Origin of the sequence: Dialister invisus DSM 15470 (genome assembly GCF_000160055.1) — a bacterium.
Lineage (GTDB): Bacteria > Bacillota > Negativicutes > Veillonellales > Dialisteraceae > Dialister > Dialister invisus.
On sequence record NZ_GG698602.1, the window covers coordinates 369016 to 391062 of the forward strand.

At 43.3% G+C, this 22047-nt stretch carries 23 protein-coding genes; 1 reads left to right on the forward strand and 22 read right to left on the reverse strand.

The features are described 5' to 3' along the window. Nucleotides 1-64: 64 nt before the first annotated feature. Genes GCWU000321_RS01770 through GCWU000321_RS01820 form a run of 11 tightly spaced genes read right to left on the reverse strand, consistent with a single transcriptional unit; the run spans nt 65 to nt 8660 of the window. A complete protein-coding gene (locus GCWU000321_RS01770) occupies nt 65-730 on the reverse strand; it encodes a metal-dependent hydrolase (RefSeq protein ID WP_156777726.1) in 666 nt (221 codons plus the stop codon). Nucleotides 731-776: 46 nt separating this feature from the next. Continuing rightward, on the reverse strand, nt 777-1373 hold the full coding sequence (locus GCWU000321_RS01775; protein ID WP_007069354.1) for an ANTAR domain-containing response regulator: 597 nt from the start codon (nt 1371-1373) through the stop codon (nt 777-779). After that, nucleotides 1370-2773, reverse strand: a complete 1404-nt coding sequence (locus GCWU000321_RS01780) for a sensor histidine kinase (protein ID WP_007069355.1) — start codon at nt 2771-2773, stop codon at nt 1370-1372. The genes GCWU000321_RS01775 and GCWU000321_RS01780 overlap by 4 nt, the downstream gene beginning before the upstream one ends. A gap of 14 nt (nt 2774-2787) precedes the next feature. Further along, nucleotides 2788-3822 carry a tRNA (adenosine(37)-N6)-threonylcarbamoyltransferase complex transferase subunit TsaD gene (gene tsaD / locus GCWU000321_RS01785; RefSeq protein ID WP_007069356.1) on the reverse strand — a complete coding sequence of 345 codons (1035 nt, stop codon included), beginning with the start codon at nt 3820-3822 and terminating at the stop codon, nt 2788-2790. 9 nt (nt 3823-3831) lie between these two features. Next, nucleotides 3832-4290 carry a ribosomal protein S18-alanine N-acetyltransferase gene (gene rimI / locus GCWU000321_RS01790; protein WP_007069357.1) on the reverse strand — a complete coding sequence of 153 codons (459 nt, stop codon included), beginning with the start codon at nt 4288-4290 and terminating at the stop codon, nt 3832-3834. Beyond that, nucleotides 4263-4955 (reverse strand): tRNA (adenosine(37)-N6)-threonylcarbamoyltransferase complex dimerization subunit type 1 TsaB, encoded by a 693-nt coding sequence (tsaB, locus tag GCWU000321_RS01795; protein WP_007069358.1) that lies wholly within the window; start codon nt 4953-4955, stop codon nt 4263-4265. The genes rimI and tsaB overlap by 28 nt, the downstream gene beginning before the upstream one ends. Beyond that, nucleotides 4939-5412: a bifunctional tRNA (adenosine(37)-N6)-threonylcarbamoyltransferase complex ATPase subunit type 1 TsaE/phosphotransferase gene (locus GCWU000321_RS01800; RefSeq protein ID WP_007069359.1), complete on the reverse strand. Its 474-nt coding sequence runs from the start codon at nt 5410-5412 to the stop codon at nt 4939-4941. Before GCWU000321_RS01800 ends, tsaB begins: the two co-directional genes overlap by 17 nt. Continuing rightward, on the reverse strand, nt 5405-6307 hold the full coding sequence (locus GCWU000321_RS01805) for a patatin-like phospholipase family protein (protein WP_007069360.1): 903 nt from the start codon (nt 6305-6307) through the stop codon (nt 5405-5407). Before GCWU000321_RS01805 ends, GCWU000321_RS01800 begins: the two co-directional genes overlap by 8 nt. A gap of 38 nt (nt 6308-6345) precedes the next feature. After that, a complete protein-coding gene (gene gpmA / locus GCWU000321_RS01810) occupies nt 6346-7107 on the reverse strand; it encodes a 2,3-diphosphoglycerate-dependent phosphoglycerate mutase (RefSeq protein ID WP_007069361.1) in 762 nt (253 codons plus the stop codon). A gap of 9 nt (nt 7108-7116) precedes the next feature. Further along, the gene (thiL, locus tag GCWU000321_RS01815) at nt 7117-8106 is read right to left on the reverse strand and encodes a thiamine-phosphate kinase (RefSeq protein ID WP_007069362.1); all 990 of its coding nucleotides are present in this window, start codon (nt 8104-8106) and stop codon (nt 7117-7119) included. Then, complete coding sequence (locus tag GCWU000321_RS01820; RefSeq protein WP_007069363.1) at nt 8106-8660, reverse strand: isochorismatase family protein; 555 nt, start codon at nt 8658-8660, stop codon at nt 8106-8108. Before GCWU000321_RS01820 ends, thiL begins: the two co-directional genes overlap by 1 nt. Before the next feature lie 174 nt (nt 8661-8834). On the opposite strand from GCWU000321_RS01820, the gene GCWU000321_RS01825 reads away from it, so the two are divergent. Beyond that, entirely contained in the window at nt 8835-9809 is a 975-nt protein-coding gene (locus tag GCWU000321_RS01825; RefSeq protein ID WP_007069365.1) for a hypothetical protein, read from the forward strand. 233 nt (nt 9810-10042) lie between these two features. Here the strand turns inward: GCWU000321_RS01825 and nth are convergent, their stop codons facing one another. The 11 genes from nth to GCWU000321_RS01885 form a co-directional block, all read right to left on the reverse strand. After that, nucleotides 10043-10702, reverse strand: a complete 660-nt coding sequence (gene nth / locus GCWU000321_RS01830; protein ID WP_007069367.1) for an endonuclease III — start codon at nt 10700-10702, stop codon at nt 10043-10045. A 1-nt stretch (nt 10703) separates the two neighbouring features. Beyond that, nucleotides 10704-11618, reverse strand: coding sequence for an NAD(P)/FAD-dependent oxidoreductase (locus tag GCWU000321_RS01835; RefSeq protein ID WP_050754512.1), 915 nt, complete (start codon nt 11616-11618; stop codon nt 10704-10706). A gap of 65 nt (nt 11619-11683) precedes the next feature. Next, nucleotides 11684-13333 (reverse strand): nucleoside kinase, encoded by a 1650-nt coding sequence (locus GCWU000321_RS01840; RefSeq protein ID WP_007069369.1) that lies wholly within the window; start codon nt 13331-13333, stop codon nt 11684-11686. A 667-nt stretch (nt 13334-14000) separates the two neighbouring features. Then, nucleotides 14001-14732 carry an alpha/beta hydrolase family protein gene (locus tag GCWU000321_RS01850; protein ID WP_007069372.1) on the reverse strand — a complete coding sequence of 244 codons (732 nt, stop codon included), beginning with the start codon at nt 14730-14732 and terminating at the stop codon, nt 14001-14003. Beyond that, nucleotides 14729-15625, reverse strand: coding sequence for a lysophospholipid acyltransferase family protein (locus GCWU000321_RS01855; protein WP_040381094.1), 897 nt, complete (start codon nt 15623-15625; stop codon nt 14729-14731). Before GCWU000321_RS01855 ends, GCWU000321_RS01850 begins: the two co-directional genes overlap by 4 nt. 85 nt (nt 15626-15710) lie before the next feature. Further along, on the reverse strand, nt 15711-16736 hold the full coding sequence (lpxD, locus tag GCWU000321_RS01860) for a UDP-3-O-(3-hydroxymyristoyl)glucosamine N-acyltransferase (protein ID WP_022027182.1): 1026 nt from the start codon (nt 16734-16736) through the stop codon (nt 15711-15713). Nucleotides 16737-16744: 8 nt separating this feature from the next. Then, entirely contained in the window at nt 16745-17200 is a 456-nt protein-coding gene (locus GCWU000321_RS01865) for an OmpH/Skp family outer membrane protein (RefSeq protein WP_007069375.1), read from the reverse strand. After that, complete coding sequence (locus tag GCWU000321_RS01870) at nt 17197-18162, reverse strand: hypothetical protein (protein ID WP_007069376.1); 966 nt, start codon at nt 18160-18162, stop codon at nt 17197-17199. Before GCWU000321_RS01870 ends, GCWU000321_RS01865 begins: the two co-directional genes overlap by 4 nt. A 12-nt stretch (nt 18163-18174) precedes the next feature. Continuing rightward, nucleotides 18175-18714: an OmpH/Skp family outer membrane protein gene (locus tag GCWU000321_RS01875; protein WP_007069377.1), complete on the reverse strand. Its 540-nt coding sequence runs from the start codon at nt 18712-18714 to the stop codon at nt 18175-18177. Nucleotides 18715-18729: 15 nt separating this feature from the next. Continuing rightward, entirely contained in the window at nt 18730-20028 is a 1299-nt protein-coding gene (locus tag GCWU000321_RS01880; protein WP_007069378.1) for a hypothetical protein, read from the reverse strand. Nucleotides 20029-20048: 20 nt separating this feature from the next. Beyond that, nucleotides 20049-22016: a BamA/OMP85 family outer membrane protein gene (locus GCWU000321_RS01885; RefSeq protein ID WP_007069379.1), complete on the reverse strand. Its 1968-nt coding sequence runs from the start codon at nt 22014-22016 to the stop codon at nt 20049-20051. Nucleotides 22017-22047: the final 31 nt, after the last annotated feature.

The following is a 22047-nucleotide window of genomic DNA, read 5'->3' on the forward strand; positions in this document are numbered from 1 at the left end:
GCAGGTATTATCAGCCTTAGAACGCAAATAATACCTGCCCTTTATATTTTCTCATCTCCTACAATTATAATTCGACGGATTCTCCTGGCTTCACAACTACAACAGAAACATTTTCCCGCGCTGCCGCCTTCTTAAATTCTTCAGGATTTTGTGAAATAACAGGCCATGTATTATAGTGGACGGGAATAACTTTTTTCGTTTTTAAAAATTTCGCTGCCAAAATCGCATCTTTTGGTCCCATAGTATAGTTATCACCGATAGGAAGAACAGCATAGTCAATATCAAAAAGTTTCCCAAAAAGTTTCATATCGCCAAAGAGTGCCGTATCTCCGGCAAAGTAAAGTGTCAAACCATTATTGAAAGACAGTACAAATCCGCAAGGAATACCGCCTGCCACACCACAGCTGTGGATGGCCTGCACCATTTTCACTTTACCGAAAGGCGCCGTAAAAGTTCCCCCAAGGTTCATGGGCTGGAAATTGATTACGGTTTTCGGAAAAAGTCCGATGACTTCAGGAATAGCGATGACTTTTGCACCTGTCCGTTCCGCAATGGCAATAGCATCTCCAAAATGATCCGCATGGGCATGGGAAAGAAAAATATAGTCACATTCTACTTTGCTGGCAGCTTCTTCGGCAAGTCCATTCCCGGTGAGGAAAGGATCAAAAAGCAGTTTTTCCTTTCCTGTATCAATCTGGAAGCACGCATGTCCCAAAAATATAAATTTCATTTTCATCACTCCTTTGATCGAATATAAATATGGACACCATGAACAATTATGACAGCATATTCTTTCTCACCATAATTTCCTTAATAACTTTTTGCGCCACATCAGTCAAGAGAATTCCACGACGCATACTGGTCTGCTGCATTTTATGATAAGCTTCTTCATCACTGATATGATAGTAATCCATCAGCAGCCCTTTGGCGCGGTTAATGATCTTGCGTGATGCCAGTTCCCTCTCCATTTCTTTCACACGGTGTGCTATTTCATGTCTGCTGCGATACTGACTGACAGCAATCTGAAGTGCAGGAAATAAATTTCTTTCTTCTACCGGCTTCATGACATAGCCAAAAACATGGGATCGTTTCGCTTTCTCCACCGTCTCCGCATCACCATAAGCGGTTAAAAGGACAACAGGCGCCAAATCATCATGGGCAATCAGTTTTGCAGCCTGTAATCCATCAAGCTTCGGCATCTGTACATCTAGAATCACGAGATCCGGTTTTTCCTCTTTTACCAGTTCCAAGGCACGCACGCCATCTGCACATATACCGACCACCTCATGCCCTGCCTCTTCTAATATTTCTTTTAAATCCATACATATAATCGCTTCATCATCGGCAATAACGATACGATATGTTTCACTCATCTTTTGTTCTCCATAATCGATAAAGGGATTCGGATATGGGCTTCTGCCATATCTCCTTTATTTTTCAATATAAAAGAACCATTTAATTCTATTTCTACTAAGGTACGGACAATCTGCAACCCCAGATCGAAAGATTTCGTACTGAAATGTGTATCTAAGATATGCCCATTATTTTTCACACAGGTATGGAGCATACCATTTTCTACAGAAGCACTTACAATAAGTACACCGTCTTCCATACCTTTAAAACCATGGGCAATAGAATTATGAATTAATTCACTTGTAGCAATAGCCAATGGAACCGCTTTTTCCGAATTAATAAGTAGCTTCATTTCATTATTCGGCCGTACTAATTCGATAGGGCATACTGCCAGACTGTCGACAGAAAGCCGGCAGATTTTATCCAAAAATACATTCCAATTCACATGGTCCCCGCTTTGGCTCGCCAAAACATCATGGATTTGGGAAATTCCCAATATGCGGTTCACCGCAACTCTCAATGCCTCTTTCGTATCAGTATCTTTTGCCCGGCGCGCCTGCATCCGAAGTATCCCGGCAATAGTATTCAAAGAATTCTTCACACGATGGTGTATTTCTCGAATAACGGAGTCCTTCACCATAATCTGTCGTTCCTTTTCACGGATTGCAGTTACATCACTTAAAAGAAGGATCGTGCGAGACACACGGCCGCCGGAAAGAATAGGCATTCCCCAGGCAGACAATATCATATTCCCGGATACTTCATCGCCATATGCCGGCTTTTTCGTTTCCATAATTTTATCCACCAATGGCAGATGAACCATAGAATGCCCAATGATTTCTTTCCGTTCCACCGTTTCCTTATCAAGAACAAAATATAAATCATCCGCCATATCATTGGCATACATGATACGTCCTACGGAATCAAGGATAACCATCCCATCCTGGGGACGAAGATAATGGTACGCCCCTTCTTCCATCGGCACTTGGAGCATCATATAAGCCGTATCGGTAAGAACCTGTTGCTGAGACTGGGAATTAGACAGAAAAGCAGCTACAGCAAAAGGAATCCCGGCATTATCAAAAACAGGATATGCTGTCAGCGCTACCAACCGCCCTAAATCGAGTTCTTTTCGTCCAACGACTTTACTGCCTGTAGAGAATACATTTTCCACAAGAGTAAATTCCTCATCTAAATAGGCATCCCCTCTGTCAAAAAAGGTATTCCCCATGGAATAAGAAGGCTTTGCCGCCAAAAGAACTATTTCTACACTTTCATTTTTTCCTTTTGCGCAGATGTAAATTTGATTTTTGGAAATATCAGCAGCGAACTGGAGAGCTGCTTCCATATGATCCAAAATACGAATCTGCACATCCGTAAGATTCGTCATCTCACGGGCCAGCGAATAGAGCTGATTCATAAGTACCGCCTGTATTAAATTACCCTTAAACCTTCCCCCCGTTCTGCCAGAAAGGGAAGGCGTGGATCTGCGTTCAATGTCATTGGCGCAAAATCCCCCTTTTGCGCCATGTAATACGCCCGGCAGCCAATCATAGCGCCATTATCCGTACAAAGCCCGGGGGCAGGACTGCATATACGAACATTTCTTTTCAGACAGTTTTTCTCCATTGCTTCACGAAGTCCGCTGTTCGCCGCGACGCCGCCTGCTAAGGCTACTGTTTTCAACTTCGTTTTATCCAAAGCTGCCATTGTCTTTTCAAGCAATGCGTTTACAACCGCTTTTTGGAAAGAAGCAGCTACATCTTCATAAGAAACGGGAACCTTCTTCATCTCTTTCGCATGAATGTAGTTAATCACAGCGGATTTCAATCCACTGAACGAAAAATCGAAACTATGTTCTTTCCTCAAGGCCAGCGGGAATTCTATAGCATTAGGATTTCCCGCTTTTGCCAATTTATCGATATAAGGACCGCCGGGATAAGGATACCCCATAACCCGTGCAATTTTATCAAAAGCTTCACCGGCCGCATCATCTCTCGTCTGTCCAAGGAGTTCAAAAGTATTGTAGTCACGAACAACAACAAGCATAGTATGTCCACCGGAAACGACAAGCGATAAAAAGGGAGGTTCCAAATCAGAATACTGGAGAAGGTTGGCAAAAATATGTCCTTCCATATGGTTCACCGCAATTAACGGTTTTCCTAAAACCCATGCTGCCGTCTTGGCTGCAGCTACGCCCACCAAAAGAGCACCCACCAGCCCCGGCCCTTGTGTAACAGCAACAGCATCGATATCCTCCCAGCCGGCTCGGGCTTCTTCCAGTGCTTCAATAGCCACAGGAAGAACGTCTTCAATATGGTGCCGGGATGCAATCTCGGGCACAACGCCGCCAAATTTTTTATGTATAGGAACTTGTGTGGAAATAACATTGGATAAAATCTTCCGTCCGTCTTCGATAACAGCGCAGGAAGTTTCATCACAACTTGTTTCAAACGCTAAGATTTTCATTTTATCTCCTTACACCTTCCGGGACATGATATATCCATTTTCACGGGGCAGTTCATAGACATCCTGTCTTACGCTGACCGTTTGAAAATTATGTTTCCTGTATAGCGACTGGGCAGGCAGATTACTCACACGAACCTCGAGAAAAATGACTTCCATATGACGCTCCGCAGCTTCCTCCAACCCCTGCTTCAATATTTTTTCCGCTGCTCCCATACGACGATACTCAGGAAGCACACCTATATTCATTAGCTGGGCTTCATCAGCAATAAACCAAAAACATCCATATCCAATAACTTTTTTGGCAAGTTTTGCAATGAAATAACAGCTGTGTCCGCCCTTCATATCATTTCTTATAGTTTCTTCACGCCAAGCATCAGAAAAAGAAACTGTCCCAATTTGATAAATATCGCTGATATCCTTTTCTTCTGCTTTTATAACTATTAATTCATACCGTGAAGTTTTTCCCATAAAACCTCTGCCTCACTTCTGCGAATATAATTTGGCATAAGCTGAAGGGGATCATCAATTTGTCCTTTTTCCCATCGGACAAATGCGGCCATCGCCACTGAAGAGGCACGGGCACAGCAATTATGGGGTGGTGCCACCTGTATCCCTTCTGCAAGAAGCTTTTCCCGATACATTTCTGCACCTTCACCTACAGCAAGAATCGGTCCGCCATGGCTGGCTGCTGCTTTAACCACTTCATCAATAGAGGCTGCTTCTGCGGGTGCTTCCTGCCATATCTCATCAAAAGAGCCATACATCGCCGCATAAACGTTTCCACGCTGGGCATCCAGCAGGGGAAGAATAAAAGCTCTCGCGCCAACCAGATTCCATACCAGCGCTTCCAGGGTATCTACGCCGATAAGCGGAACTTCCCATATATAAGCTGCTGTCTTTGCGGTAGCAAGTCCGATACGGAGACCGGTAAACGACCCCGGTCCTTTGGCAGCAGCAATGGCAGTAATCTCCTTTTGATCCACTCCTGCATCTTTCAGTATTTCATCCATATGTGGTATGAGCTGTTCTGAATGGGTTAACCTTTTTTGTACTGTCCACTCGGCTACAAGCTTGTCCTTCTCCGCCAGCGCACAACTGAGAACAAAAGAAGAGGTATCAATGGCAAGCAACATACTTTATAATCTCCTTTACAACTGATTCCGGAGCGCCTTTTCCCCAGCACAGGGAAATATGGCGCATAGTCTCATTGATTCTTTCTATATGGACAGTAATACTTTCCGGCGGCAGCAAAGCAGGAAACACATCCGCCCACTCTACGACTGTCACGCCACCGCTGCTGTACTCCTCCCATCCGATATTATATAAATCTTCTTCGTCACCCAACCGATAAAAATCAAAATGCTTCAGTGGCAGTACCCCCTCATAATAATTCATAATCATAAAGGTAGGACTGCCAACCGCATCATTGATACCCATTCCCTTAGCCAGCCCCTGGACAAAGTGTGTTTTTCCCGTACCAAGGTCACCATTTAAGGCGATAAACAGGTCATTCACTGCATGAGCGCCAATCCACTCACCAAAGGCCATTGTTTCTTCTTCACTGTGAGTTGTCAAATTCACTTCATCCATGAAGCCACCTCATTAATTCATCAAAGCGCATCATGCCGATTCTGTATCCTTCGCCATGAAGCACACGAAGTTTGGCAGGGTTCCGTTCTGCCCGGCTGACTTTCACCGGATTTTCAGGACGGAAAATAAAAACATCTCCCTTTTTTTCCATCTGTAAAATCTTTTCCAGCCGTGCATTGTACCGTTCCGGAATAGTACACATGGAATCTACAATGGCAGGATATTTTCTTCCCCACACGGCTTCTGCCATCTTCCTCAAGAAATAGGGCATCTGCCTTTTTCTGTAGGAAATCGGCCGTGTCAATATATATACAGATTTTTTTACAGGAAAAGGAAGTTCATCATAAAATGGAACAAGTGGCATGGCAAGTCCGCCATCCACATAAGGAATGCCATCTATTTCTACAGGCGGCGAAAGAACAGGAATGGATGCACTCGCTTCTACGGCTTTCACAAAGTCTTCCTCACTGCGGCTTTTGTTTGAAATATAACGTGCCTTCCCTGTTTGTCCGTCGGTTACAACAGCATACAATTCAGTATCTGATGCACGATATGTTTCCATGTCCATAGGATCCAGTTCATTTGCCAGCTCGCCAAACATGAATTTAAAATTGAAATAGTTCTTTTCTCTGAGAAGATGTTTTATTCCCATGTACCGCGGATCATTACAATAAGTCGTATTGATTCGGATATTGCGTCCTTTTTGTCCGGACATATAACACATTCCCTGCATGGCTCCTGCTGACGTACCAACTACCTTCCGGAAATGGAGCCCTTTTTCAATAAATACATCTAAAACGCCTGCCTCAAAAACACCTCGCATAGCGCCGCCCTCCAGGACAAGGGGAATGTCCATCGGTACATAAAAATCAAATGAATTTATCTTTTCCGTCATACACCTCACGGCACTATACTGCCTTTATCCCGTAAAATTTACTTCTTTTCTTCCGTACGAACAGACTGCATTTTTACAGCGTCAATTTTCGCACGAATTATGTCTTCATCACCAAGATAACCTACATGATCAACTGTAAAGTCCTCATTCAAATGGTATACAAGTGGCACACCTGTAGGAATATTCATACCGGCAATTTCATCATCAGAAATATCTTCCAAATACTTTCTCAGAGCACGGATAGAGTTTCCGTGGGCTGTAATTAAAACATTTTCTCCCAATTCAATTTTAGGCTTGATTTCCGATTCAAAATAAGGTGCTACACGGGCCACGGTATCTTTCAGGCATTCCGTCAGCGGCAGCTCCACAGTTCCTTTATACCGACGGTAAGGCGCCTGTTTTGCAGGATTTCGTTCATCATCCTTCGGCAAAGCCGGCGGCCGCACATCATAAGAACGGCGCCAAAGATGGACTTGGGAGTCACCATATTTCTCTGCTGTTTCCTTCTTGTTCAAGCCTTGGAGCGCGCCGTAGTGACGTTCATTCAAATGATAATCTTTTACCATGGGAATCCATGCCAGATCCAATTCATCAAGAACAGTATAAGCAGTATGGATTGCCCGCTTTAAAACAGACGTATAGCATATGTCAAAATGGTAATTTCCTTCTCTCAAAAGTCTTCCTGCCTGATGGGCTTCTTCATACCCTGTTTCTGTCAAATCTACATCCGTCCAGCCACAAAACAGGTTCAGCTTATTCCACTGACTTTCTCCATGTCTGATTATTACGAGTGTATGCATAATTCCTCCTTATAAACGAAAATGGTCATACCCTGCTATTGTAAGCAGTTTTATACTATTTTTATCTTTAAGAAATACCTGCCCTTTCCCTGCTTTCGTGACATGTCCGATTCCGGTCACACCATCAATATCCTTTATATATTCCCAATTCTTTTTAGAAATCGTACCAACCAATTCATAATCTTCTCCACCATTAATGGCAAAACAGAAAGGGTCTTTTCCACAGTCCCGTCCCCACCGGCAAAGTTCATCAGACAGAGGAATCCGTTCTTTCTCCAATTCTATTGTCACCCGGCTTGCCGATGTTATTTCATTGATTTCCCGCGAAAGACCGTCAGATACATCATTGAGCGAAGAGGCTCCACTTTCTCGAAGGATCCGGCCAAAATCTATCTGCGGTTTCGGTCTTTGATGCCGGATTGCCAACATAGGGTATTCTTCTTTCTTACCATCTAAGAGGATAGACAATCCTGCTGACGAATCACCAAGCGTTCCTGTGACAAAAACGATATCTCCCTCTTTGGCACCGCTCCGCTTTACCGCTTGATTTTCAGGAACGATACCTACTATCGTCCCTGTGAGAATAACCCCCTGTTTTGAACCGGTGATGTCTCCGCCAAGAAGATTGACGCTGTATTCGCGGCAGCATTCACGGATTCCATCATAACAGGATTCTATCCATGTAATAGACAAATCCCCTGGAAGCGCAGCAGATATTACGAAAGATACCGGCTCCGCCCCCATGGCCGCCATGTCACTGAAATTCACAGCACACAGATGATATCCCGTATCAGCGGCAGACATCGTTCTTTTTGTAAAATGAATTCCTTCCACCATAGTATCCGTGGAAATCACCTCGTCGTATCCGCAAGGCGTCATAAATACAGCTCCATCATCACCTGTGCCTAGCTTAACCAATTCAGGCCGGTAAATAAGATCATGGGCAATACGGTGAATACATTCAAACTCTCCGATATCCCGCAAAGTTTCTTCCTTCATCACTCCAAAATTTCCACGCCAAGCTTTTTCATTGCATCTATTGCTACCAAATGGCCGTTATAATCCACATAACCAAGACCTTTGACAAGAAGCGTGACCTTATGCCCAGCCTTTAATAACTCAAAAACCGTTTCTTTGACACAATATTCAGAAGCAATGCCACCTACATAAACATGGTCTGTCACCATTGTTCCAAGTGGAATCCCTTTTTTATTTATTCCATGGAAAGCGGAATATTCTTCAACAATATCATCCATTCCTTTATGAAAAATATTTTCTTCATTCGGGCGATTTTTAACATCGATAATATCCGCAAAGAAATGTCTGTCCAAAGCAGAACCTTTTTCCCCGGCGACACAATGAATCGGCCAGATGCCTCCATTCACCTTAAAAGACCTGTTTGCCGGGCTGTGCCAATCAGAAGTATACAACACTTCCATCTCATGCCTGTTTATAAAATTAATAAGGTATGCCACCGCCTCATGACTTCCGCTGCATGCCAATGATCCATCAATAAAATCATATTGGCAATCAACAATCACTAAAGAATCCATACCCGCCTCCTTTATTGCCTGTTTTATTTTATTTTAACAGGTTTCACCAGCCATGTAAAAGTGACTTCCCATCAGAGAATATATCCTTGCCAAGTTTTTTCTGTTTCTTGCGTCAATTCTTTTTTATGGGTATACTTTGTAAGTACATCATTATTGAAATTTTCAGTTAAGGAGATGGAAGATTTGGACTTTATTACCACCCTCGCTTATTTTCTGAATGTAGGCGTATTCAGTGCTGTTATCTCTCGTTTTTCCGGTGCGCCTATATCCATCCTTGTATGCTGTGCTGTTCTCTACGTTGGTGCTACACCTTTGGAGACAATCGGCATAATGCTTACTTATCTCGTATTTATGCGTCTGACTATTTACACACAGAAAAATCGGGTAAATTTCAAAAAGATGGAAGTATTTCCGGGATGGAAAATTATCCCTGCAATTGCCCTTATTTTAATTTCTCTTATTCTCTATCCCTTTGCAGGTCTCGCTATTTTCCTTCTCGTATTCATGGCTGAAGTACTGGCAAAGATGCGGATGAAAATCCCAGAAGAACACCGGATGGAAAAAGGCGAACTTATGCCATACATCATCGGCGGCGCAGTCCTTATGACGCTGTCCATGGTTGCTGTAAAATTTATCCCGGAAACTCTTTATTATGGATTGGGCGGTTTTGTTATCTTAGCCCTCTGTGCATTCTTCTGGTGGGTCGGTAATGACCGCGATCGTTTAGCTTCCGTTTGGGATAAGGTCATTCTTGCCGCTTTCATTCCTGCCGGTCTCTATGGTTTTGATATGGCTGATTGGATTGACGACCTGAAAAGAAATGTAAATCCCACACGTCTTGCTTATAATCTTCCTTTCGTATTCCTCCCTGTTTTCTTTATCGCATTTCTCATGGCAAATATCCTTTTCGGTATTTTTTCCCTTTCCGGTATGGTCATTGTATTCTTTTCCGCTATCGGCCTGCGCATTTTCGGCTACTATGAAATGAGCGGCAAAGGTAAGACAAACCTAATCGCTGTAGGTATTACTGTACTGGTGGCTCTGCTCCTGTTTCTCACCGCACCGGTACCGATTGGTATTACACACACAGTAGACGCGTTCCTTAAGCAAAATCAATATGGTTTCATGGGATTACTGAATATGTTCTAAGTGTCTTTAAAACGAAATATTGCCTCATGCTCTTATGCATTTCATCGAATAATATTTTTTTATCTTTATTACCATATTGCAGAAATAACTGACGGATTTATTTTACTATTTTCCATATTCCAGTTAGAAAAAATATTCCTTGCTCCATTTTCTGAAACGTTATATTTAACCAAAGAAAAACCGGCGTCTCTTCATTAAAGACCTGACCTTGACAAGAGACATCCGGTTTTATTTCATTTTCTCGGTTTCCATGCTTCTACTTTGACGGAACATGACGGACATACATCAGCCAGAAAACAAGTTTCACAGCTCGGTCTGCGTGCATGACACACACGGCGTCCATGCCATATGAGCCAATGGTGCGCATTGGACCAGTTTCTCATGGGGATAACCTTCTTCAATCCTTCCTCCACCTGATCAGGGGTATCACCGACAGACAATTTTAATCGATTTGACACACGAAATACATGCGTGTCCACAGCGATGGCAGGATAACCGAATGCCACACTTCTTACTACATTTGCTGTCTTGCGTCCTACACCGGGAAGCTTCACCAATTCATCAAAATCTTCTGGTACTTTCCCGCCATATCTTGAAATAAGCATATGACACATACCTAAAAGATTTTTTGCTTTCGCCCTGTACAGCCCGCAGTCATGAATTTCTTTTTCCAACTCTGTCTGTGACAAAGCTCCCATCTTCTCAGGCGTACCTAACCTTGGAAAAATACGATTGGTAATAATATTCACACGTTTATCGGTGCACTGCGCAGACAATATGACTGCGACAAGAAGCGTAAAGGAACTGCCATAAGTCAGCATAGTCCCTTCGTTTTTGTATACATCAGCAAGCCGGCGGAGCTGCTCTGCTTTAACGGCCTTCGTTACCCTCATTTTAATTCCTCAGCAGATAATCATGGGCCGCCAGCGCTGCAGCAGCTCCCTCACCGGCAGCAATGATAACCTGCTTATTCTTTCCGTCTGTCACATCACCCGCAGCAAAAAGTCCCGGAATATTTGTCTTTCCTTCTTTATCTGTAATAATTTCCCCTAAAGAATTTGTAATAACATCTTTCGGTAAATAGCTGTTGTTTGGAATACCGCCTGCTTCCACAAATACGCCATCTACAGCCAATTCTATTTCTTTTCCATCCTTCTTATTTTGTACAACGAGGGACGTGACTTTCCGTTCACCATTAATACGAAGCGGAATGTATTCCATAAGCACTTCGATATTTTCTTTTTCATACATACGTTTTGCAACAATTTCTGCAGCGCGGATACGACTTCGCACAAGGAGATATACCTTTTGTGAAATCATAGACATTTCAATGGCAGCCTGCACAGCACTGTCTCCGCCACCCACAATCGCAACCGTCTTATTTCTGTAAAACGGTCCGTCACAAGTTGCACAGTAACTGACTCCGCGACCGGTATATTCTATTTCACCGGGGATATCAAGGGTACGGCTCTTTTTCCCTGCAGTTACAATAACAGTCTTTCCCTGAAGACTCTTTCCATCATCAAGCTGTACCGCAAAAGAACCATCTGGCAAATGCTTCAGTGCCTTTACACCTGCAGTAACAAAATCAACGGGGTATTGACGGACATGAGCTTCCATCTTTTCCGCCAGTTCAATCCCCGTGACAGACTGGAACCCCAAATAGTTTTCAATTTCATTGGTCAGCATCATTTGTCCGCCGATATCAGTCGATACAAGCGTTACAGATAAGGCTTTCCTTGCTGCATAAAGAGACGCATTCAACCCCGCAGGACCCCCGCCGATTACGAGCACATCAGACATTTCCATGATATCCCTCCACCTATTTATATCTAAATTTATTGATTTCATTATATCGCCTTTTATCGATATAGTCAACTTTCTTTTTGCGAAAATTTAGTTTTTTTATAACCGATAAATTCACGGAGAATCGAGTTGTCAGGAACAAAATCATCTGATAATTCGCGAAAAGGCTCAAAGAAATGAATTAGTCTCTGCGCCTCCGGATAAAGCGGATTTCCTTTTTTTATCCTCTCCAGCATGGGCCGTGTCATTTTCTTGAGAACAGGAAGCTCATAGATAAGGGCGGAATTGAATACGCGATCCGCCCGATTTTGAAAGGAAAAAATGTTCTCTTCTTCTCCCCGGCGTACTGACTTCCAAATAGACAGCGTATCTTCAGGACTGTGCCCCCTGTATTGGACATCCCGTACCATACGACGGAGCAGACGCGTATCGGACGTAGAAATGCGGTTATGGTTATTGATATTGATTTGTGTCAATGCCGATAAGTATATGCGCATTTGCTGGTAACCGGGAACAAAGTAGGTCAATTTAGGGTTAAGCGCATGCAGTCCTTCCACTAAAACAGGCTGGTTTTCCCCGAGTCGGACAGGTTCATCATACCACTCTTTTTTCCCTGTAATAAAATTGAATCGTGGCAGCTGAACCTCTTTCCCTTCCAAAAGATTTATCACTGTTTCCTCAAAAAGGGAAATATCCATTGCCTGCAGGTTCTCCCAGCTTTCTCCTCCCATTTCATCGCGATTCCTAAAATAATCATCAAGAGAAAGCATTACGGGATGAACGCCATTAACCCATAGATGGATAATCAAGCGTTTCATAAAAGTCGTTTTCCCCGATGATGAAGGCCCTGCAATGCATACCAGACGGATTCCAGGATTTTGGCCGCAGATTTCATCTGCTAATTCTGCCAATTTCTTTTCATGAAGAGCTTCTGCTACGGCAATCAGATCAATGATTGAACCTCCGTCAATGGCATCATTCAGTTCTGCTAAAGAATGGCAGCCTATGAGTTCGCTCCATTTTTGGGATTCCAAAAAAACACGGGCAAACAAAGGCGTTTCTTCCTGTACTTTAATCTCTTTTTCCCCGGGATCAGGTACATGGAGAAGAAACCCCGGTGCATATGAAGACAAATGAAAGATTTTCAAAAAACTCATGTCCGGCAGCATGGGGCCAAAGAAGTAATCAATAAAAGTACCACATTGACTTACACTGATTTCTTTGACCGGCATTTGTGTAACCAGATCTGCATCCGCCTTCCGCCCTTTTAAGCGCAGGAAAGCTTCCGCTTTGGAAATCCCCACAGTCAGCTGCGTAATATCTCTTCCTTCTTTTACGATTTCTTCCATCTTATAACGAAGCACATCCAATTCCTTTTGAAGAGGCACATGTCCATCACTGAATTCACAGTAAAGCGCTTTCCCTAAAGCATGCTTCACTGCTACTTCTATTTTCCCGCCATATACTTCTTTCGCAGCAATAGCAAGCAGCATAATAAGAGATCTTTGATAGGCACGGTGAGCCAGAGGAGAACCAAGAGGAATCCATTTTACATCAGTATCACCGGTAAAGGGCGTTTGGAAATCAATAATATCCCCTTCACAGTCCGCCAGCACTGCCATTTCAGGATCACGGCCTCCGGAAACCATATTCCATAAATTCTGTGGTGTTGCCCCCTCAAATAATTCATATGCCTTCCCCTCACAGGTAATATGCATTATCTTCCCTCCTTTAATTTTCGATCCGGTTTTCCTTTAGGATACCATAAATCAAAAAAAGATGACGATTTACAAAATGATATCCTTTATAAAATCAGCGATTATCTTCCTTAATACAAACAATATAAAACAGGCCCGCCCTATAAGTGCAAAGGTCATGCCTGTCTGATGCCCTATTATCGAAAATACTTTATTTTCCAAATTCGCTTTTTCATATATGCCGCCAGTAAATGGCAAATCCCATGACAAACCGGATGATTCCCGCCAGAAGATATACCTGCCAGATGACTGAATAATAACCGTCGCTGCAATAAGAGATCCTGCCATATTCCCAAACTGCTGCGCTGCGAAAGACAATCCAAACACACGTCCATGAAAAGATCCGGGTGCATACTTGACAAGTGCTGGATTAAGTGATGAATTAAGACCGATTATGAAGCAGCCCGCAAGAAACTAGCATGCTGCACCCCCAAAAATATTATCGAGAACCGCCTGCAGTATCGTGATGGCACCTGTAACAGTAATTATCATGGCAAAATAATATCCATTATTCCGTCCAAAACCTCCCCACAAAGCCGTCGTTAATGCGCCGGCTATACCACACCGGCACTCATGATGGCTCCTGCAGCAATTTCCTCATTTTCCCTTCTTTCTGCTTCCAATTGTATCATTTGACTGTTTCCATCCACGCCACAGCGTCATCCATCATATTTGTTGTCACAAAATGTCCCAGTCCGGGATATTCTATTTTTGCCCCGGCACCGCCTGCTTTTTTAAAAGCATCAAAAAAATGTGCCTGCGCCCGCGGATCGACAGAAGTATCACACTCCCCATTAATCAGCAAAAGAGGACATCTTTTTATATCAGATAAATGATTTAAAGGATTTCTCTTTTCCAATTCTTCATAAAGTGTCCAATTTCTCCCAAAAGAAATCCCAAAACGCGCCTGCATGAATAAATGAGATAATTCCCAGTCACCGGAACCGTTAAAAGAAACAATCCCCCGCAAATGAGCGGAATGCGACGCGGCAATTCCCAAGACAGACAGACCTCCCATAGAATGTCCTATAAGAAAAGGCTTTTCATATCCACAAGAAAAAATTCTTTCATATAAAAAAGGAAATTCTTCCACATTGCTAAAAATTGTTTTCCAAAAAATATCATATCCCTCAGATGTATAATAATCAGACAGTGCATGGCGTTCTCCATGGTTTACCGCATCAGGAATAAAAACTGTATACCCATGAACGGCCAGGAACGCCGCCCGATTGACCTGCAATTCTCCCTTGCTGCTCCAGCCATGATAAAAGATAACTGTCTTTCCAGTTTCCCGTATGGGATAAACCACATAGCAGGGAATCGATCCATATTTTACCTTTTCTACTTTCAGCTGCATCATGATTCCTCCTTTAATTCAGGATAAAACCTGTCAGTCCACTTCCACCGATTATGCAGCCAAAACCAATCTTCAGGATGTTTTTTTATCCAATTCCCAAGTCTTTTATTGATATCATCAGTTATCTGCCGGACGGATTCTTTCTTTCCTAAATTTTTGTCCGCATAGATAGGATCTTCAACAATAATTTCGTAAGTATAATCCGTAAGTTGGTGCATGAATGCCATAAGGACAGGACGGCCTGTCATAAGTGCAAAATGAGCAGGTCCTGTAGGTGTCAATGTCTTTTGTCCAAGAAAGGGAGAAATAAGTCCGGTATCCCCCGGATCCTGATCACAAAGAAGCCCCACAAAATACCCCTCTTTCAAACGCCTCAACATATCTCGAACACCGGTTTTGTATTCTACCGTCTGTCCAGGAATGGACCTATACTCACGAATAAATTTGTCAAAACCTTCATTCGACTGTTTCATCCCCACTGCAAGTATAGGATACCCGTAAAGAGCAAGCGCCGCCCCTTCCAGTTCCCAGTTGCCGCAATGATTCCCCGCAATAATACAGCCTTCCCCTGAAGCAAGAATCTCATCAAGTTTTTCCTTTCCTTGAATAACCACATAGTCGGAAATATTTTTTTTATTCAACAAAGGAAAACGGAATACGGACATCCCGATAGTGCCGAAACGGACTGCCGCCGCCTTAGATATTTCTTCCGCCGTTTTTGCATCCTTCGTGATGTTCCCACGAAAGATATTTTGCAGTGCCAATTTTTTTCGACGGTTGGGGATAAGCATCCAAAAAAACTCGCCCAAAATATGTCCCATTTTTACCGCACTGCGATCAGAAAGACGACAGCAAACACGGCTCAGAAATTTCAATAATTGATAACTCCCATTCATATACATCCTGCCTGACTTGTAATAAAAAAAGATGCAGATGCACCTTTTCGAAAATAACAAAGAACCCTTGTAACAGAATATCTGATTATAATTTGATACCCTTTTCAGTGAGCAGCTTTTCCAAACGGCGCATCTTTTTCATCAACTCCGGAAGACGAGTCACCATGATTTGTTCCCGCCCCCATTCTCCGTGCGGCCGAGCCGGATATCCTACATAAGTTCCCGGAGTTTCGATATTTCCTACCACGCCGGTTTTTCCTCCAAGTACCACATGATCCGTAATATTCACATGTCCCGTGATTCCTGTCTGTCCTGCCAGTACGCAGGAATCACCAATCTTCGTGCTCCCTGCGATTCCAACCTGCGCAATAATAAAGCAATCTTCTCCAATTTCCACATTATGTCCCAAGTGAACCAGGTTATCTACTTTCGTACCACGGCCGATTACGGTGTCATTCATCGCCCCATTATCTACGGCACTGCCGCTTCCCACTTCCACATCATCTTGCAGAACCGCTTTGCCAAGCTGCCGGATATGGGTATGATGACCTGCCGCATCCGTAGAAAACCCAAACCCTTGTCCACCAATTACCGCATGGGCACGAAGAACCACACGATCACCAAGAATACTGTTCTCATGAATCACTGCGCCTGGATTCAACTCACAATTCTTGCCAATTTTCGAATTCTTACCGATATATACATAAGGATAGACGACAGTACCGCTTCCGATTTCTGCACCGTCATCCACAACAACATACGGCATAATCGTTACATGCTCGCCAATAACCGCTGTTTTACTAACTACTGCCGTAGGATGAATTTTACCGTCATGCTGTTCTTCAGGATGATATAATTCAATTAATTTCCCAAATGAACGTCGACAGTCTTCCGTTACAATCAGATTCTTCGTGTATTTTGCAGGGAGGGCATCCACCAAAATAACACCAGCCTGCATCTCTTCGATATGCTCAGCGTACAAACCTCTTGCAAAAGTCACATGGGACGATCCCGCGCTCTCTGCACTGCGCACATCATCAATAACTACTGCAGGATCTCCGTACAGTGTGCCACCGACAATTTTCGCCAGTTCTCCGGCTGTTTTTTTCATATTAATCCTCATTTTTTATCTGTTGATGACGGGTCGGATACACCATTCAATTTTTTTAACACTTCATCAGTAATATCTACTGCGCCGGCAGGAACAACCCGCTTGTGCATAACGATGCCTATATTCTTTTCTTTTGCAACAGCCGCGCTTTGTGTTTCCACCATTGACTGGATCTGTTTCTGTTTGCTTTGTACAAAAATCATTCTCTCCTGCTGCGCTTCCTGTACCTTTTTCTGCATATCTTCATCAGACAACCCCGCCTGTGAATCTGTTGTCAATCTATTCTGTATTTCCGCATTCTTATCTGTAATTTCTTTCTGGATCGCCTGGATCTTCGCGGAATCCTGCTGTACTTTCTGTACATCAACCACAGCCACTTTGTTCGCACTTCCGCATGCAGAAACAGCAGCAGCTGCCATAAGTAATCCAATGCATGCTAACTTACGTAATATAGTCTTTCTCATTTATCCTCCTGCTTGCCCATAGCGATAATTTTTCCGGCAATATCACCCGTTACATCTTCCGCGCTGATATTCGCGCGATACTGTGTAAATATCATAGTCAGGTGTTTCTCAGAAGCGACACGCCCCGCTTCCCGTCTGATATCTTCCATCATTTTTTCTTTTAAAGCAGCAATTTCCTTTTGCTTTGCTTCCATTCTGTCTTTCCACTCGGCATTAAATTCCTCAGGTGCTGCCAATATTCCTTCAGCACCAATTGTTTTCATCGTCTCCGCCCGTTTTTTATCCAAATCTGCTTTAATTTCAGCAGCCTGTTCATCGGCATACTTTTCTAATTCGGCACTTCCCTTTTCCCGTGCTGAATTCATCTTTTCCACGTCCTCCGGCAACCAGCCGTTCATGGGATATCCGCCTTGAAACGCACGAGAGCTTAAAAGTTCATGAAGCTCTTTTTTAATCTGCTCTTTTTCGTCACCCCTTACACCGAGAACGGTCAGTTTCATTTGAAGATTAGCCATACGGGCTCTTTCTTCCGCAGTCAGATTATCAACAGAAAAAACACCTTTTTCTTTATATTTCTCAGACAATTCCGAATAAAGATCTTGAATTTTACGATTCAATTCATCTTCTTTGGTCTTAACACGAATTTTCAGCTCATTCTCGGCTGCCAGCCGATCGCTTTGATCTTGAACGGAAGCTCTGATTTTAGATTGCTGAGAGGCGACACGGATAATCCGCTGCTGTTCATTCTTATATTTCTCCACCAAATGGCTATATTCTGTCTCCAGCCGAAAATATTCGCTGTACTTAGGATGAGATTTCACGAGAGTTTCCAAATCGGCCACACCATATACCGGATGAGGTGCGGTCTGCTCCGCCTTTTTCGTCCCGCAGCCGGCCAACGTAAGCCCCACACCTACAAAGATCATTGCCAGTACCTTTATCAAGCGGCTATTTCTTCTCATGGACTCTTACCGTTATTTCGTGGTCGATGAATCTGTCTTTGCTGCATCCGTCTTAGCAGCATCAGCACTCGCGGATGTTGATTTTGCCAGAGAATCACTTACATCTTTTGTAATATCTGTTCCGCCATAAATAACTGCTGCTTTATCTACCACAAGAGAAAGCCCTCTCTTGGAAGCAACAGATTTAACCGCCCCCGTTACTTGATCCGCCATTTCTTTTTCGATAGAAGTACGTTTCTGATTGAACTGCTGCTGCATATCGGCAAAAAGTTTCTCTTTTTCAGCATCAGTCATATTTTCTGCTTTTGCATCAAAATCTTTCTGCATTTCATCCGCCGTTTCCTTCAACTTTTTCTGGTAATCTAATGCAAGCGTCCCATTATCGGAAATTACCTGACGCTGATCGACGACCCCAATATCGGATGTAGGGGCGGCATTGGCGGTATCCCCCATAGAAACAATTGCCATGATACCGACAGATGCGATAAATACACCTGCCAGCGCAAACGAAAAGATTTTCACATTTTTCTTATTTCCAAGTGCTGTCATCATAATAAACCACTCCTTTTACAAATTGGCAATAAGCCGCAGCCATTTGCCTTCTTCTTCATTATACACATATTCAAGAGTTATGTAATTATGGATCTTGTAAGAAAGTCCATATTCACTCTCTTTTTTCCCAAAATCATGATCATACCGCAGGGCAACTTTTTCACCAAAAGGCACACGTGCAAATACATGATTGGCACTTTCCATAAAATCGTACTTATACCCTACCTCAAGAATATCTCCAAAACGATGCTGCCAGCCGCCATAAACATTCCACTCCATAGGACCGGGATACAGCTGTACTTCACCGAAAAGAATATCATGCTTCCCCATATAATGCCCAAGCATACCACGGAAAGCATAATTTTTATCCCCATCACGCCCTGTATCCAGCCAAGCTTCCGTCTTAATAATCCAGTGATCTGTCAGAGCGTCCACTTTTAAAACGGAATCCGTTCCTGCCGACAAATTTGTCTCTACATCTATCTCATACTTTTTGATAAAAGAATCCTCTAAAAGAATTTCCTTCATATGATTGGAAATGTCCTGGCTGTGCCGAGCCACGAAGCTCACGGGAAGTCCCTCCAATCCTTTCATCGCTTCTTCTGTCCGGCTGGCTGCGCGGAAAAGCAGAATCCGCGGAATCGTCGTTTTATGAAAGGACAAGACGCTGCTTCTCACAATCTCCCCTTTAGGAATCAGAAATATGCGTACTTTTGTTTCCTTGCCTGAATGAACCTCAAACTTCGCATCAAACTCAGGAAGAATCTGTTTCATCAAATCCTGTCCTGCAGACTGGGAGACACTTTCCGCCCACCCCACGGAATCCACGGGAAGACCGGTCAGTAATTCCGTCATAAGCACCGGTACGGAAGTCGTGTCTTTTTGGACATACTTCGCCGCTTCTTCTGTTAAATTCCCATAATCAATTTCTGTACTGACAGTTCGTATAATTTCCCCTACCGGCTGTAACTCCACAGAAATCGATGTATGTTCTCCATAAGCCACCTCCAAATCACTTACCATATACCCGATAACGACGCGATTAACAATATCCGCCAAAACTTTATTGTACTGAACCGCGTTCAGACGGAAAATATTTTCCTCCTTTCCCACAAAAACACGGTTCCCAATAGCAGAAATGCTGGATTCTATCCGTTTTCTCACAGAATCAGGAACTTCGCCCTGCATCGTTGCTACGGATACACCTACACTTTTTATGGGCGCCGCATCCACATTATGCGGCAGAAAAACAAAGCATGCGAGCAACCCCACGCCTGCCTGCACAACTGCTTGTCTCCGTAAAGAAGGAATCATTTCCCATCCTTATCCTGTGATTAAAACTGTGTTCCGAAACTAAAGTGGAACTTATTTCTGTCACCATGCCCATAATCAAGGCGGATCGGCCCGATAGGCGTCTGAAGACGAAGCCCGACACCCACAGAGAAATTAAGAGAGTTGTCATCCTTATACCACGGAATCTTTCCTTCATCAATCCCCCAAGTCGAACCCATATCGGTAAATACGACCCCCTGTACCTTCTTTGCGATGGGGAAACGGTATTCCAAAGTAGCGGCATACATTTTACTTCCCTTAAACTGGTCATCTTCATAACCGCGGAGTGTGTTGGAGCCGCCTAAATCAAAAAGATTACCGTAAGATACATTACCGTCAATATAACCTGCCATTACACGGAGTGCAAGAATATGTCCATTACCGAGTCCTTTGTAAAAACGCCCCTCCGTGGTGAACTTGTAGAAGTCATAATTTCCGCCAAGTCCGTGTCCGCCCCATTGTGCTGAAAAGGACAAACGTCTGCCCTTGCTGGCATTGAAGTAATTATCACGATTATCATATACATGGGTAAATGTCAGGCTGTTCGTCCTGCCGAAATTATCAAAGATAGCTTTTCTCCATTTTGCTTTTGTAGCGGCAGTTTCTTTGCTCGCACCACTTCCCCACTGGAATCCGTCTTCATCTTCATAGGATTCCTTTACAGATTCAAAGTTCAGATAATTGGTGCGGTATTCATCACTGACACGCCCCCAGGTAAGATTCCATCCTTTTCTTCTCTTATCGTATTCTGCAATAGTATCACCATCTGCATTATAATCATCGTATTTATAAACTCTGTTGAAAATAGAAGCACCCAGGGAATCACCGTTGGAATTGATCCATGGTTTCGTATAGGACAGCTGATAATTTTTACCATGCCCTGCTCCGCCAAATTCCCAGTGAAGATTTACTTTATCACCGGTTCCGCGGAAATTGGTATCTCCCAGTTCGAAAATACCGACCATGCCGTCAGAATCAGAGTACCCCGCCCCGACAGTAACAATCCCGGTCTTCTGTTCAATAACATCAATTTCTACAGATACGTTATGGTCTCCTTCCGTACCGGGAAGAAGCTTCATATTTACATCTTCAAAATACCCCAAATTATAAAGACGTTCCATGCTGCGGCTTGCGAGGAATTTATTAAAAGGCTGCCCTTTCTTGAATCGTAATTCGCGAAGAATAACCTTGTCTTTTGTCTTTTCATTGCCTACAAGCACTATGTTTTCAATCTTACCTTCAGAAATTGTTATATGCAGTGTTCCGTCAGGGGTTACCTGCACATCAGGAACAGAAACAAGAATGTACCCTTGTTTCAAGTACATGTTTTCAATTTCATGTATTTTCTGATTAACCAGGACAAAGTTCAATACGCTGTCCTGGGGAATATTCATGATATTTCTCAGATATTCATCAGTAAAAATAGTATTCCCCGTAAATTCCACATGATGGACAACCGGATTAGATACCAGTTTGTAATCAAGCCGTACGCCCTCCGGAATTTCCGAAAAAGACGGAGAAATCTGGGAAAATACACCTGTGCTGCCAAGGGATGCCACATCATTTCTTACACTTTCAGCAGAAACAACACTACCCGGTTTGCTCTGCAGCAAAGGATACAGTTTCGGTTTGACTTCTCCAGGAACACCTTTGAAATCGACAGCAGTAATCGTTTTACCCTCCTGCGAAGCAATTGCCGCATCATCTTCTGCTGACAAATACAGGGATGCATCGCCCACAGCCACTGTCTGTTGAGACTGCTCCACCGCAAGGGCATCCGCCTTCCCTATTTCATTGGAAATTTCCCTTTCACCTGTGGCCTGTCCACTTTTTACATCAACCATGGAGCTCTGGGACATATTATTTCCGCTCCCTGCCATCTGCGGTGCTTCCGCAAAAACACTGAACCCTGAAATAGAAATCAGTACTGCAGATACGAGCAAAGTCTTTCTCCGTCTTGAAGTAATCATAAATATCCTCCTAAATTATTTCTTGCTTAGA